Consider the following 15400-nt stretch of genomic DNA (forward strand, 5'->3'; position numbering starts at 1 on the left):
GTATTTTTTAGTCAATAATCAATACTGCTCATGCTAAACTAACTGAAACGGAAACTTCACCCATTCCGCATGCTGGATAGGAATGGTATAACTCGATCGAATGAAGAGAGCATTAAAAGTATTGGCTATAATCGTACTAGCAGTTTTAATTCTGATTGGTGTGTTGATATGGGGAATACAAACTCCCGCCGGACAAGACTTTCTTACTGCGCAGGCAAATACCTATCTGCGAAAAAAATTAAAGACTAAACTTAACGTTGAAAAAATACGGTTCGATGTCCCTGACTGGATCGTTCTGGAAGGTGTTTTCTTTGCTGACCAAAAAGGTGATACCCTGGTGGCCGGCAAAATGCTGCGTGTTGATATGGACATGTATTCCTTGTTAAAAGGAAATGTCGGCATCAACAAAATTGAACTGGAAGGCGCCACTGCTAATATCCACCGGACTTTACCTGATACCGTTTTCAACTTCCAGTTTATCGTTGACGCATTTGCCAGCACAAATCCTACGGAGCCAGCTGATACCACAGCAAAACCGATGGAAATGCGCCTTGATAAAATCTTATTAAAGCGCGTCCGTCTTTCGTACAAGGATGCTGTGATAGGAACGGATGCCGATGCCAACATTGATTCGGCCAATATTCAGTTTGATAAATTCAATCCTTCGTTGTCCCAATATCATCCGACAAAAATTGCACTTTACAACAGTGGAGCTAAATTGAGGATGTATGAGGCCCTGGTAAAAGATACCACGACCGCGCCATCCAATCCAGCGGATTCTCTTGACATTAAACTGGGTGATATTGATATCAGCAAATTCAAATGGGAATTTACCGATGAAACGTCCGGCCTGAACAACGGCGTTACCCTGGGCCAGTTACGGGGAAAAATCAATAAAATTTATGTAGCCGGACAGCGCGTAGAGATCGAAAGCGTGTTGCTGGATAATATGACGGCTTACGCAGAATTTGCTAAAAAAGCGGCTTCAAAAACAAGCCCTCCAAACACGAAGGCTGACAGTACAGCAACGCCTGGCTGGTATGCCGTGATTAAAGACATCAGGCTGGTTAACAACAATCTGCGCTATGATGACTTTAATTCAAAACCCATTCCAAAAGGATTGGACTATGCACACTTAAATGTCAAAAAATTAAATGTTGACCTGAAAGACTTTCTCTTTTCCACAGACAACATAACCGGGAAATTAAAACAAGGTTCATTTGAAGAAAAAAGCGGTTTTAAATTGCTCACACTCCGGACGGATTTTGCCTACGGTGCAAAGCAAACCTATCTGCGCAACCTGCTTGTAAAAACGCCAAAAACCATTATCCGGGATGAATTAACCTTACGTTATAACCACCTGGATGACCTTACGAAAAACCTGGCGGATGTCAGAATCCGTCTCAGTTTAAAAGATACAAAAGTGGCTTTTTCTGATCTGCTGCTTCTTGCACCCGATCTGGCCACGACGCCTCCATTCAGCAAAGAGCCAAACGGATCTGTTCAGGGTTCAGGATTGGTTACAGGAACGGTGGATGATATGCTGATATCAAAGGCACGTTTCAGTATGCTTGATGGTACGGTTCTAAGTGTCGACGGACGCATCCGCGGTTTACCCGATGCAAACAAACTTGCCGCTGATATGACGGTAAATGAAATTTCGTCGACAAAAGCTGACCTGTTAAAAATGCTGCCGGATAGTACGTTGCCTTCCAGCATTGAGCTTCCCGAACAAATTAAAATTTCAGGAAAAGTGAATGGTTCTATGCAAAACCTGACACTTAATACTACCATAACCACCTCTTTTGGAAACGGAACATTTGCCGGAAAACTTGTCAATATCACAGACAGCATCAAGGCAAACTATGACGGGACACTGAGTTTCACTGATTTTGACATGGGGAAATTGCTGAAACAACCTCCTCAGGAGCTTGGTAAACTGACGCTATCCACACAGGTTGCCGGGATCGGCTACACCCCGTCCCGGATGAAGGCTAACCTTGACGGCACAATCCAAAGTGCCGATATTAAAGGATATATATATAACAATCTGACGCTTAAAGGCGATATCGATCACGGATTGGCTAATGTTTCGGCAAATATGAAAGACGAAAACATTGGTATTGCTTTGAACGGACAGGCTGATCTTTCCAAGGAATTTCCGAGTGTTAAAGGCGAAGCGGTCATTGATCACATGAACCTCACGGCTCTGAACCTGTATTCGGATTCTTTGCGGATTAAAGGAAATGTAAAAATTGATATGCCGTCTACCAACCCGGAAAACCCGCTTGGTACGATTGCCGTCAACGATCTGGTACTGACACATCACAGAAAACCGGTGACGATATCGGATCTTACTGTGCAGCTGAGCGATACGGCCGGAAACAAAAGGGCGGTGATTACTTCGCCATTTTTAAACGCTAAAATGGAGGGAGATTTTGTTTATACCGAAATTGCCGATGCCGTTTTCACAGAAACAAGCAAACATTTCGCTATTCCGGGAATGACTTATAAACCAGTCACGAAACCCGTGAATTTTACGTTGGATGCAAATGTATCAAATCACCCCGTTTTCAAAATTTTCGCACCACAGCTTACAGAACTTAAACCGGTTCAGCTTCACGCCAAACTGAATAACCAGACCGATTCATCTATCGTTGCCAATCTTACTATCCCTTTGGTGGAATACGACAGCATTCACACCGAAAGAGTAGTCGTGAATCTGAGCAGTGTTAAAGAAAAAGCCGTGATGACGGCCAACATAGGCACCGTGCAAACAGGAGGATTTCGCGTTCAGAATGCATCGCTTAAAACTGATATCGCCAATAATGATGTCAAATTTAATTTCATCGTAAAAGATTCGGTTAATACGGATCGCCACGGTATAAATGGAAATCTGGCACTGGTAGACAACCGGTATCAATTGCGTTTGCGTGAAGGATTATTGATCGACTACCGCAAATGGGCAACCGATAGTGAAGGATATATTCAATACGCTCCCGATAGTGTATGGGTTAAAAACTTTGTCATACGTCAGGATTATCAGTCTTTATCCATCAATTCTTCAACGGATGCCCCGAACAGCCCTCTCGATATTACGGCTGACAGCATATCCATCGGGCCTTTTGCAGCTCTGGTCACGCGTGATTCCACCATGGCATCAGGGACATTGAGCGGAAATATCAAGCTTAGCAATTACATGACTTCCCCGGTTTATACGGGCCGTCTGGACATCAATAATTTTGCTCTGATGAAAATACCTATCGGAAATCTGGCGATCCGTTCTACAAACGAAACCGAAGACAGAATCCGCGTGGGCGTTTCGTTGACCAGTGAAAAGAACGATATGCGACTTTACGGGAGCTATCGTTTAAAGGAGGAACAACCGTTGAATTTCACGTTGGACATGAAGAAATTCGGAGCTGAAACCATAGAGGCATTCAGTTTCGGGCAATTAAAAAATGCCAACGGCAATCTTTCGGGCAAGGTAGCCATTACAGGTTCCACAGATAGCCCAAGATTAAATGGTGACATCAGTTTTGATGATGTTGCGTTTAATGTGACACAGTTGGGCGCTCGTTATTCATTAACCAATCAAAAGTTACAATTTGCTGATCAGCGGATCAATTTCAACAATTTCACCGTCGCCGATTCACTGAAACAACAGTTAAAAATAAATGGCAATGTCAACCTCGCCAACATCCCTGACGTGGGTTACGACCTCAAAATTGACACTAAAAACTTCACCGTTCTTAACGCGACCCAAAAACAAAACAACCTCTTTTTTGGAAAGGCGGTTGTCGATGCAAATCTTACTGTCAAAGGAAACGGCAGCAATGCCATCATCGATGGCAATGTAAAACTGGATTCAGGAAGTGATATTACCGTTGTGATGGCGGATAATGTTACCGAAGCGGGTGATGCCAGCAAGGGTGTGATTGAATTCGTAGATATGAGTGATTCAACACAGGTCGCAAAAGTTGATTCGGTCGAGACAGCCAATCAGATTATGGTTGACTTCGCTTCGCAGATTTCGCTTGATATCGATGTAGATGATAAATCACTATTCACGGTCGTGATCGATGAATTGAATGGTGACAACATCAAACTGAAAGGAAATGCAAAACTGAATACTGGCATTGCACCAAATGGTCAGTTGTATTTAATCGGTGCATATGACCTGACCGAGGGCTCGTATGACCTCACTCTCCAGATCCTAAAAAGACAATTTGAAATTCAAAAAGGAAGCAGTCTGATCTGGACGGGCGACCCGATGAAGGCCGACCTGAATATTACAGCCGCCTATAATGTCATGGTTGATCCGGGTTCAATAGACAATAACTACAAGGGTGAGCGAAAAATCCCCGTTCAGGTTCAGATCGTCATTACCGGAAACTTATCGACGCCGAATATTACTTTCAATGTAGCTATTCCTGATGATATGGTGGGTGAGAATATCAAAAAGGATATAACCGATCAGACTTTCTGGGCAGATATGCAAAACAATCCGTCCGAAATGAATAAACAGGCATTCGCACTTTTGATCACCAATAAATTTATCACCGATCAGACTTCAACCGGGTTCTTGTCCGGAATAAGTGCAGAGGCTATTGCCCGTCAAAGTGTGAGCCAGTTGTTAAGCGATCAATTAAACAACCTGGCTGGCGATTTGGTGAAAGGGGTTAACCTGGACCTGAATTTAAATTCGACCACGGATCAGAGTGCGGGTGCCCGCACCGACCTGAACGTTGGGTTGAGCAAGGCATTTCTGGGCGACAGGCTGAAAATTTCTGTTGGAAAAAACTTTGAGTTGGAAAGTAAATCGCAAACACCAAGCTCATCCGAGGTTTTTGACAACATTGCACTGGATTATTCGCTCAGCAAAGACGGTCGGTATTTGTTCCGGGGATACCGGAAAAATCAGTACCAGTCCATTCTTGAAGGCTTTATTGTTGAAACAGGGGTCAGTTTTATTATAACGGCAGATTACGATTTGTTCCGTGAAATTTTTCAAAAGCAAAAAAATGAGAATTAGTGCATTAGCCATCTTTGTGATATGTATGTTATTGGGCGCTTGCTCAGTGAGAAAATATGTCCCGGCTGGCCAAAGCCTGTACGTTGGGAATAGTGTGAAAGTAACCCCCGATTCGCTTTCCAAACCGAATGTGGGCGGTCTTGCGGAGAACATCGAGAGCATAATAAAACCGGCGCCCAATAAAACCATCTTCGGTTTCCCCTGGAAAGTTTGGTTTTATTACTGGATCGGTGAGCCTAAGGATGAAGGCGGTTTGCGAAGCTGGTTTCGTAAAAAACTGGGACAGCCTCCTGTTTATGCCAATCAGCGGATTGTGGATATCAACGCGGGCAATATGGTTGCACTCATGGACAATGAGGGATATTACAAATCTTCTGCAAAGGGAAAATTGATCGAAAATCCGAAAAAGAGGACAGCTACGGCGGCTTATGAGGCTTATGTCATGCCGCGTTACTTTATCAACGAGGTTAACTTTGTGGTAAAAGATAGTGCCCAGTTCAATAAAGATTTAATTCTCTCAAAAAAAGATACTTACTTAAAAAAGGGAGATCCGATCCGGCTCGACGTCATTACCGCTGAACGTTCACGTATTGAGCAGCAGCTGAAAGGGAAAGGTTATTATTACTTTAATCCCGATTACCTTATTGTTCGGGTAGACTCCACCATCGGAAGACAGGATTCAACCCTGGGACCTCAGCAGGTAAACCTTTACCTTGAATTGAAAAAAGAAACGGTTCAAACCGCTTTAAAACAATATTACATCAATCAGATTTTTGTCAATACCGGAACGCGGCAGAGCGAGAGTACCGACAGTGCATTTAACAAAGGGCCGGTACGCCGAGGTTTGACTATAAATGATCCCGGAAAATTATACAAGCGCCGGATTTTTTACGACGCCATAGGTTTCCGACGCGGTAATCTCTATAACAATCAAACTCAGGATATTTCAGTAACGAGACTGGTAAACCTTCAAAACTTCAAGTTTGTAAAAAACAGTTTTGAGCTAGTTCCACGATCCGATTCGGCCTTGTTAAACGTTTATTATAACTTATCGCCGTTAAAGAAAAAGTCTCTGCAAACCGTACTGAGTGCGAGTACCAAGTCCAATAACCTGGGTGGTTCTCAGATCACTTTCAACCTCAAAAACAGAAATTTTTTAAGAGGCGGCGAGATATTTACGCTGAGTCCCTATTTTGGTTTTGACGTACAACTGGGTGGCAACCGTGTCGAAAATCCAAACAAGGTCGGGAATGAGTACATACGGTACGGAGGGGTTGCCAGTCTTTCTTTCCCCCGGTTCCTGATACCATTCGTACGGGTGAGACCTGAAAAAAGCCAGCTTTTACCGAAGACCATTTTGGCACTTACCTATGAAAACCGGATTCAAAAGGGATTTTACACCACAAGGTCGATCCGATTTGATTATTCCTATGTATGGAGTAAAAGTTCGCGACTGGAACATACGCTGACCCCCATTGCGCTTAACTTTGTTGAACCACGGAACGTCAACAGTGAAGTCTACCGAAATATAATTTTCACGCTGGCGCCGCTTGAAGCGCGGCGTTATATCGATCTTGTGGAGACCAAGTATTTCATCATGGGCTCTAACTACTCGTTTTCATTCAGGCCTACCCCAAAACCTTTCAGCAAAAACCAGTTCGTTATGTTGGGCGGCGTTGACTATGGTGGAAACCTGCTGAGTTTATTGGGTAAAAAACCTAAGCAGGACACGCTTGGAACTGGCGCAAAGGAAATTTTCAACGTGCCTATTTTGCAATTTGTCAAATTCGATGGCGATATCCGTTATTACAGAACCATCAATTCAAAAATCAAATGGGCAAACCGCCTTCTTGGGGGTGTCGGGATAACATTTGGCAATTCGAGAAATATGCAGATGCCCCAGTTCAAGCAGTATTTTGCGGGAGGAAGCACGGGTCTCAGGGCATTCAGAGCAAGATCGCTCGGGCCTGGTGCTTACAATCCGGACACTTCCACAATCAGACTGTTTGGTTATCAGTCCTTTGGCGATATCAGACTGGAAGCAAACTCTGAACTCCGCATGAAGTTTACAGACATTATCAATGGTGCCGTTTTTGTTGATGCGGGAAATATCTGGTCTTACCGTGGAAATGCGCTGGCAGGTTATGGTGAAGAATCCGTTTTCAAGAAAGGCTTCCTGAATCAGATCGCAGTAGGCGGAGGAATCGGGTTACGTCTGGATTTTTCGTTTCTGGTCTTTCGTCTGGATCTGGCAACGCCCTTCCGGAAACCCTGGTATACAGTCACGCCGGTTGACTTAGATCCGGATGCGCCATTTGACCCGGATGCGCCTGTCAAATACAAAAATCCGTGGGTATTTAAAGAAATTAATTTTGGAAGTAAGGCGTGGCGAAAAGAAAACCTTGTGTTGAATATTGCCGTTGGACTTCCGTTTTAAATATAAATCCGATAGCAGGACTGGTAATAAAATCCTGCTATCGGATTTCCTGACAAAGCTCGATCAGCATCCCATTGGTCCCTTTCGGATGCAAAAAACATACGAGCTTGTTATCTGCCCCGTTTTTAGGGATGTCATTTAAAAGTACAAAACCTTCTGCTTTCAGGCGTTCCATTTCTGCCAGGATATCTTCAACTTCAAAGGCGACATGATGAAAGCCTTCTCCCTTTTTCTCGATAAATCTGGCAATGGCACTGTCAGGACTTGTGGCTTCCAGAAGCTCTATTTTGGTCTGATTGACCTTAAAAAAAGAAGTTTCGACAAACTCAGACGGAATCGTCTCCCGCTTGTAGGGCTGACTGTTGAATAACGAACTGAACAGCTTTTCCGCAGCTTCCATATCTTTTACTGCAATTCCGATATGTTCGACGTTTTTCATTTCCAGTGCTGGTTAAACGTTAAATCTATTTCCGGTTATCGCTTCCGCCCACCATGCTCAAATAACTCTCGTACCGGCTGAAAGCAATTTCGCCACCGCTCACGGCGTCCTTTACTGCACAACCCGGTTCGTTGATATGCTGACAATTATTGAACCGACATTGATTCAATAGCTCACGCATTTCAGGAAAATAATGGCTGATCTCCTCAGGTTTGATATCCGCCAAACCAAGTTCTTTGATCCCGGGTGAATCGATGATAAAAGTTTCCGGTGCCAGCTCAAACATCTCTGCAAAAGTTGTCGTATGCACGCCTTTGTTTGCGAACGTTGACACTTCCTGCGTTTTAATATCCAAAGTTGGAGCGATTGTATTAACCAGCGTAGATTTGCCAACACCCGAATGCCCGGATAACAATGAGACTTTCCCTTTCAAAAGCTGGCTAAAATCTTCAAGTCCTTCTCCCGTTACGGCCGTTGTTGCAATACAGGTATATCCCAGACTCGTATACAAATCCATTAATTGAGTCTGAAACTCTTTAATTTCATCATTCAACAAATCCTGTTTGTTAAAAATAATAACACCAGGGATTCTGAACGATTCGATAGCAACCAGAAACCTGTCAATAAAACCCAATGAAGTACGTGGAAATACCAGCGTTGCGATAAGAATAGCCTGATCAACATTGGCGGCAATAAGATGTGCATGTGCCGTTTTATGGACCGAACGCCGCACAACATAATTTACTCTCGGAAGAATCTCGTATATAATACCTGAATTTTCATTTTCATCTTCTATTTCAAAACGCACAAAATCCCCCACTGCGATCGGATTTGTCACTTTCAAACCCATCGTTTTGAACTTTCCCTTCAACCTGCATTGCCAGATATGCCCGTCCCTGTCATCCCTTACTTCATACCACGACCCGGTCGAGCGAATCACTAATCCTTTTTCAAACTCCATTCGAACTGTTTCAATATCATTATGTAATAACGAATATAACAGAACTTTTAGGCTTGTTTGATGCGATATTGAAATAATTGTAAAAAGAGACTTTCCGATTAAGTAGTTTTTTTGTCGATGTCGTCTTTACTTACTATATGGGTATACAGGAAAGGGTTTGAAAATAATATATTAATTTTTTTTAATAAAAAACACATTTTTAATATATTATTTTATATATTAGTCCCTGACTATCATTTTTATTGGCCAATAACGGTTTTGACCATTATTGTCACATGATTAAATTAAGCTATGAGTTCCGCTGTTGAAGAGCCAAATTCCGTTATTGACATTAGAAAAAACCGTCTTCGGAGTAATCTTTTATTAGAATTATACCAATCCGGAGATACCTCCATTAATAAAATGGCCCGCTTGTTCCATGCCAGCATACCTTCTGCAACGGGTATCGTGAACGAGCTTATCCGTGAAGGCTGGATCACCGAAACCGGTACAGGACCTGCCCGGGCAGGTCGTCCGCCTGTGTTATACGGATTGAACAGCAAAAAATATCTAACGCTGATCATGGATATCAATCGCCATGATACACATCTGGTTATTTTCGACTTGCACAATCAGATTATCGTGAAACGCAAGGTAGACATCAGGCTGGATGATTCGGCAACTTTTCTTGAAGAGTTATTTAAAGAAACTGACAATTTCCTGAAATTCCATGATATCCCACGCGACAAGTTGTGGGGGATTGGCGTTTCGATGCCAGGTTTGATTAATGCAACACAAGGTGTAAATCTTACCTATCTGAATCTGACACCTCCCGGCATTCCACTGGTTTCTTATTTAAAGAAGCATTTTCAGCTTCCGGTTTGTCTTTGCAATGATACAAAAGCAACAACCATCGGTGAGCACCGTTTCGGGTATGCGATCAATAAGTCCCAGGTTTTAACGATCAATATAGACTGGGGCGTTGGTTTGGGGATTTTGCTAAATGGAGAAGTTTTCAACGGTGCTTCCGGATTTGCCGGGGAACTGGGCCATATTCAGGTAAAACCTGATGGCTTACTTTGCCATTGCGGAAAAATCGGCTGTCTGGATACCACCACCTCGGCGATGGCGTTAATTCGTCAGGCTAAGGAAGGCATAACGAACGGACGTGCTACAATTCTTTCACAGCTCGTTAATCATGATCTGGATTTGCTGGACACCAGTCATATCATTGAAGCGGTTCACGCGGGTGATGAATTCTCCATCGACTTATTGAGTACGGTAGGAACTGAACTGGGTAAAGGGCTGGCTACCGCCGTTCATCTTTTCAATCCCGAAGTTATTATTGTCGGTGGATTGTTGGCCGAAGCCGGTCCGTTTATTTCAAACCCGATTGAGCAGGCTATCAATAAATATTGTCTCTCCGATTTCAAGAATACGCTTTCTCTGCACATCTCAAAATTAGGCCCGAAAGCAAGATTACTTGGCACACAGGCACATTTGTTTGAGCATTTGATCGTTAAGGAATTTACCTGATCAATATAAAAATAAAAAATACTGAGCCGTTTATGAAGGATTGAAACCCTGCATAAACGGCTTAATGGTATCTGTAATGCTTCAAAAAAGCTTTCTAACTCCCTGCATGACCATGTCGGTTGCTCCTGTGCGGGACGCAACATAACTTTCGGAGATCACTCCAAGTTTCTCTCTTAACTCTGAATTCCCCACCCATTGCGATAAATATTGCGTCGCTTCATCAGTACCCGTTATTGCCTTTGCGCTGCCTTCCGCAATAAGATCGACAGCCTCTTGAAATTTCTGGTATTTTTTGTTCCCAAAAAGAATAGGCACACCGAAAGTCGCCGCTTCGAGGATGTTGTGTAAACCTGACCCGAAAGCACCGCCAATGTAGGCAATATCGCCGTAACTGTACAAGGAAGACAACATACCGATATTATCAATGATCAGATAATCAAATTCAGCGATTCCGGTATGCTGATCATAAACCTTTTTATATTCTGAATAAAGCATTGTTTTTCCGCTCAGCGACTTTCGCCAACTCTCCATATGCCCTGGATCTATTTCATGCGGTGCTATGATGGCCCGCAGCGATGAACCCGCGAGATTCAGCGCAGGAATAAGCACCTGCATGTCAGCCTCCCATACCGAACCCGCAACCAGGCAGGGTTTATCCTGTTTGAAAGCAGCAATTTCGGGAAGATTCTTAATCCCTGCGGCGATCGTCCTGACGCGGTCGAAACGGGTATCGCCGGCAAGTGAACATTTTGAAATTCCAATTTCACGCATCAGATTCAGCGATACCTCATTCTGGACAAACAAGTGGTCAAAAAAGGCAAGCATCTTTCTGTAAAAACCACCGTAGGGTTTGAAAAATATTTGTCCGGGACGGAAAATGGTCGAAAAAGAAAAAATGTAAGATCCACTCCGTTTCAGTTCGGAGAGATAATTGTACCAAAATTCATACTTGATAAAAAAAGTAATTTTGGGTCTAAAAACAGCAACGAACCTTTTGGCATTCGCAGCAGTGTCGAGCGGTAGATAACATATAAAATCGGCTCCGTTGTAATTCTTCCTGACCTCATATCCTGACGGTGAAAAAAAAGTCAGCAGGATAAAATAACCGGGATAATCCTTTTTAAACTGCTCCATCACAGGTCGTCCCTGCTCAAACTCACCCAGAGATGCCGCATGAAACCAGGCCACAGGACGGTTATTGATCAGGTCAGGCAATTCTCTTTCCAGCTTTTCAAGCAGGCCTTCACGGCCCGCCACACCGAGTTTTACCTTGGGAATAAACATGGCAGCCAAACGCATAACCCCGGAAAAGGCATACATCGCCAATTGGTACAAAAATTCGGACAAAATGATAGGATTATTAAAATTTTAGACTTATAATTATAACACCCACCGTGCATCAAATACCCAATTTTAAACGTATATTTTCGTTAAAACAATAGCAGATTATCGCCGGGAAATGATGTGAATTGCAGGCATTGTTGATTCTTTTTTTGTTTAAAGAGCATAAATGTACAAAAAACCGTTAAAGTGAAGTCGGGATGGGATCTGATATACGAATATTTCGTAATTTCACTTCTTATTCGCTTTTATAAAAAGGTCACAAAGAGATATATTCGTGTAAATATGATTCGTGTAAAACTTTTACTTTCGATCTGTATTCTGGTTGTCTTCTCCACGGATATCTTCGCCCAACGCCGGACGAAAAACAGTGATGACAAAGAGGACGTTTACAAGTCATTTACGTCCGTTGGTTTAACAACAAACACCAATTCGGGTATTTTAGGAGGTGTTGTATTTCGTAAGTCCAACGCAGTTTCAGGAACACTTTTCGGAAAAAATCAATACCGTTATCTGGCGGTTGAGCTGGTCAATGTGAGGCATCCAAAGGAACTTGCGCAAAGTTTTAATACCGGTGCCCGCTTCGTTTTTGGGAAGCAAAACTATCTTTTTGTACTTCGCCCGGAATATGGCCGGGAAATAACGCTGTTTAACCGTCACGAAGACGAAGGAATCTCAATCAGCGCAATCGTTGCGGCAGGCCCTTCAATAGGTTTTGAAAAACCATACATGATACAAAAGCAACTGACTGGCGGAAAAGTCATTAACGCTCCTGTTCGTATTGATCCAAATTCAGCGACAGATCCTTACGAGGGTTTTGTGGGTGTGGGAAGCTTTTTCTCAGGTTTTGGTCAGAGTAAGGTTGTTCCGGGCTTACACATCAAAACTGCTTTGAGTTTTGAATTAAGTGCCTTCAGAGATAACGTTACCGGTGTCGAAGTCGGTTTTCTCGCAGAAGCCTTTACACGAAAAATTGAAATCATGGGTTATGCAGACAATCGCAGCTTCTATCCCTCGGGCTTCATCACACTTTATTTTGGCAGCAAGAAATAAGTCGTTAAATTTATATAGTATTTCCATCCGGTGATGAAAATCCGACGGTGATTATTGACTTTGATTAGAAAATCATGATTGAACTTCCAGTTATACCTTCCGAACGTAAAAAACGTCCGGACTGGTTAAGAGTAAAACTTCCGGCAGGACCAGAATTTCGCAAGGTTCGCCAGTTAGTTGATAACTATAAATTACATACAATTTGTGAAAGTGGAAGCTGCCCGAACATGGGTGAATGCTGGGGTGCCGGTACGGCGACTTTTATGATATTAGGGAATGTTTGTACGCGCAGTTGCAGTTTCTGTGCCGTCGCTACGGGACGCCCGAATGAATATGACGCCGATGAACCACGTCGTGTTGCAGAGGCGATCAAACTCATGCAGGTTAAACATGCAGTGATTACTTCGGTAAACCGCGACGAATTGAAAGACCGTGGTGCAGAAATCTGGTATCAGACTGTACGCCAGGTGAAAGAAAATACGCCAGAAACAACGATTGAAACGCTAATTCCTGATGTTAAAAATAACTGGGATGCATTGATTCATATGATCGAAGCAGGACAGGAAGTTGTTTCACACAACATGGAAACGGTTGAACGTCTTTACCGTGCAGTGCGTCCTCAGGCTAAATACGAGAGAAGTCTGGAACAGATCAGGAGGACAAAAGAATTCGGGCAACGTACCAAATCCGGCATTATGCTGGGGCTGGGCGAAACGCAGGACGAAGTATACAAAGCGATGGATGACCTTGTTGCCAATGGACTCGATATCCTGACACTTGGCCAATACCTTCAGCCAACCAAAATGCACCACGAAGTAATCGAGTGGATTACTCCCGAAATGTTTGATAATTACAGAGAAGAAGGATTGAAACGCGGTCTGAAATATGTAGAATCAGGACCGTTGGTTCGTTCCAGCTACCATGCTGAACGCCACGTCAATGTACCGATCTGATTTTCAGAAAGTCCATAATTTTATATTAAGCCTGATCCGGATGAAACCGGGTCAGGCTTAATTATTTGTCACCAACACCATAGAATCTTTTCCATATTCTCAGAATACGTAGATCTTATTTATTTTTCCCTGCTGATTATTTGGTTAATGTCTTAAAAAAATTCAATTTTGTTAATCTAAAGATAGTCTCTTATTAATCAGCATAAATTAAAACAGTACATAAAACTTAGTACATACTATGCCATATCTATTTACCTCGGAGTCCGTATCTGAAGGACATCCCGACAAAGTAGCTGACCAGATTTCAGATGCCCTTATTGACAATTTTTTAGCTTGGGATACCAACAGCAAAGTAGCCTGTGAAACATTGGTTACAACAGGTCAAGTAGTATTGGCAGGAGAGGTGAAAACAAATACCTATCTGGATGTACAGAAAATCACTCGTGAAGTAATCCGTAAAATCGGTTATACAAAAAGCGAGTATATGTTTGAAGCTAATTCTTGTGGTATTTTATCAGCGATCCATGATCAGAGTGCTGATATCAACCAGGGCGTTGACCGCGCAGTAGCCAGCGAAACTTTTGAAGAAAAAGCAAACGCTCAGGGCGCCGGTGACCAGGGAATGATGTTCGGTTACGCTACCCGCGAAACTGATAACTACATGCCTCTTGCACTTGATCTTGCTCATAAGATCCTTCAGGAGATGTCATACATCCGTAACAACGAGCCAAATCTTATCCAGTACCTTCGTCCTGATGCCAAGTCTCAGGTGACGATTGAATACAGCGACGAGAACGTTCCATTGCGTATCGATACGATCGTAGTTTCTACACAGCATGACGATTTCGATTCAGAAGCGACCATGCTTGCGAAAATTAAAGAAGATATCATCAACATCGTAATTCCTCGCGTTAAAGCAAAACTGACCGAGTCATTGCAGCAATTGTTTTCAGGAGATATTACTTTCCATATCAACCCAACGGGTAAATTTGTAATTGGTGGCCCTCACGGAGACACTGGTCTTACAGGTCGTAAAATTATTGTAGATACCTACGGTGGAAAAGGTGCTCACGGTGGTGGTGCATTCTCAGGAAAAGATCCTTCCAAAGTTGACCGCTCTGCGGCATATGCAACACGTCATATCGCTAAAAACATGGTAGCTGCCGGTTTGTGTGACGAAGTTCTTGTTCAGGTATCTTATGCGATTGGTGTTGCACAGCCTTGCGGTTTGTACATCAATACTTACGGCACTTCCAAAGTTGCGGGGCATGACGGAGAAATTGCTTCTAAAATTGAGCAGATTTTTGACTTGCGTCCTTATGCGATCGAACAACGTCTGAAACTGCGTAATCCGATCTATTCTGAAACTGCTGCGTATGGACATATGGGTCGTAAAAATGAGATCGTTAAGAAATCATTCAAGAGCGCTGACGGAAAAGAAAAAGAAGTTGAAGTTGAGCTTTTCACATGGGAAAAACTTGACTACGTAGATAAGATTAAAGAGGCTTTCGCTCTTTAAATTATAATAGTTATATAAATTGAAATTAGGCCGGCCCATTAGCCGGCCTAATTTTTTGCCCTATTTCCAATATTCAACATTATTTTATTATGAATTTCAGGCATTATTTAGAATAATTCTCTGGAATGGGTAATTAATGAGTACTTT

9 protein-coding genes are annotated in these 15400 nt (G+C 42.8%); 6 read left to right on the forward strand and 3 right to left on the reverse strand.

The genetic code is table 11. From position 1 onward, the window contains the following. Positions 1-100: 100 nt before the first annotated feature. Together M1L62_RS05375 and tamL are read left to right on the forward strand one after the other, a co-directional pair. Positions 101-5035: a translocation/assembly module TamB domain-containing protein gene (locus tag M1L62_RS05375; RefSeq protein ID WP_254411976.1), complete on the forward strand. Its 4935-nt coding sequence runs from the start codon at positions 101-103 to the stop codon at positions 5033-5035. Next, complete coding sequence (gene tamL / locus M1L62_RS05380; RefSeq protein ID WP_254411977.1) at positions 5025-7472, forward strand: translocation and assembly module lipoprotein TamL; 2448 nt, start codon at positions 5025-5027, stop codon at positions 7470-7472. Before M1L62_RS05375 ends, tamL begins: the two co-directional genes overlap by 11 nt. A gap of 37 nt (positions 7473-7509) precedes the next feature. On the opposite strand, the gene mce is transcribed toward tamL, so the two are convergent. Both mce and rsgA read right to left on the reverse strand, forming a co-directional pair. Beyond that, positions 7510-7911, reverse strand: coding sequence for a methylmalonyl-CoA epimerase (mce, locus tag M1L62_RS05385; RefSeq protein WP_254411978.1), 402 nt, complete (start codon positions 7909-7911; stop codon positions 7510-7512). 25 nt (positions 7912-7936) lie between these two features. Further along, a complete protein-coding gene (gene rsgA / locus M1L62_RS05390) occupies positions 7937-8872 on the reverse strand; it encodes a ribosome small subunit-dependent GTPase A (protein ID WP_254411979.1) in 936 nt (311 codons plus the stop codon). Between the two features lie 291 nt (positions 8873-9163). Between rsgA and M1L62_RS05395 the strand changes: the two genes are divergently transcribed. Beyond that, on the forward strand, positions 9164-10387 hold the full coding sequence (locus tag M1L62_RS05395) for an ROK family transcriptional regulator (RefSeq protein ID WP_254411980.1): 1224 nt from the start codon (positions 9164-9166) through the stop codon (positions 10385-10387). An 81-nt stretch (positions 10388-10468) separates the two neighbouring features. On the opposite strand, the gene M1L62_RS05400 is transcribed toward M1L62_RS05395, so the two are convergent. Beyond that, positions 10469-11734: a 3-deoxy-D-manno-octulosonic acid transferase gene (locus M1L62_RS05400; protein WP_254411981.1), complete on the reverse strand. Its 1266-nt coding sequence runs from the start codon at positions 11732-11734 to the stop codon at positions 10469-10471. A 279-nt stretch (positions 11735-12013) separates the two neighbouring features. Between M1L62_RS05400 and M1L62_RS05405 the strand changes: the two genes are divergently transcribed. From M1L62_RS05405 to metK, 3 genes are all read left to right on the forward strand, one after another. After that, a complete protein-coding gene (locus M1L62_RS05405; protein WP_254411982.1) occupies positions 12014-12781 on the forward strand; it encodes a hypothetical protein in 768 nt (255 codons plus the stop codon). Between the two features lie 74 nt (positions 12782-12855). Further along, entirely contained in the window at positions 12856-13734 is an 879-nt protein-coding gene (gene lipA / locus M1L62_RS05410) for a lipoyl synthase (RefSeq protein ID WP_254411983.1), read from the forward strand. Positions 13735-13972: 238 nt separating this feature from the next. After that, positions 13973-15253 carry a methionine adenosyltransferase gene (gene metK, locus M1L62_RS05415; RefSeq protein WP_254411984.1) on the forward strand — a complete coding sequence of 427 codons (1281 nt, stop codon included), beginning with the start codon at positions 13973-13975 and terminating at the stop codon, positions 15251-15253. The last annotated feature ends 147 nt before the right edge of the window (positions 15254-15400 follow it).

It is taken from the genome of Dyadobacter diqingensis (assembly GCF_024220585.1).
Classification (GTDB): Bacteria; Bacteroidota; Bacteroidia; order Cytophagales; family Spirosomataceae; genus Dyadobacter; species Dyadobacter diqingensis.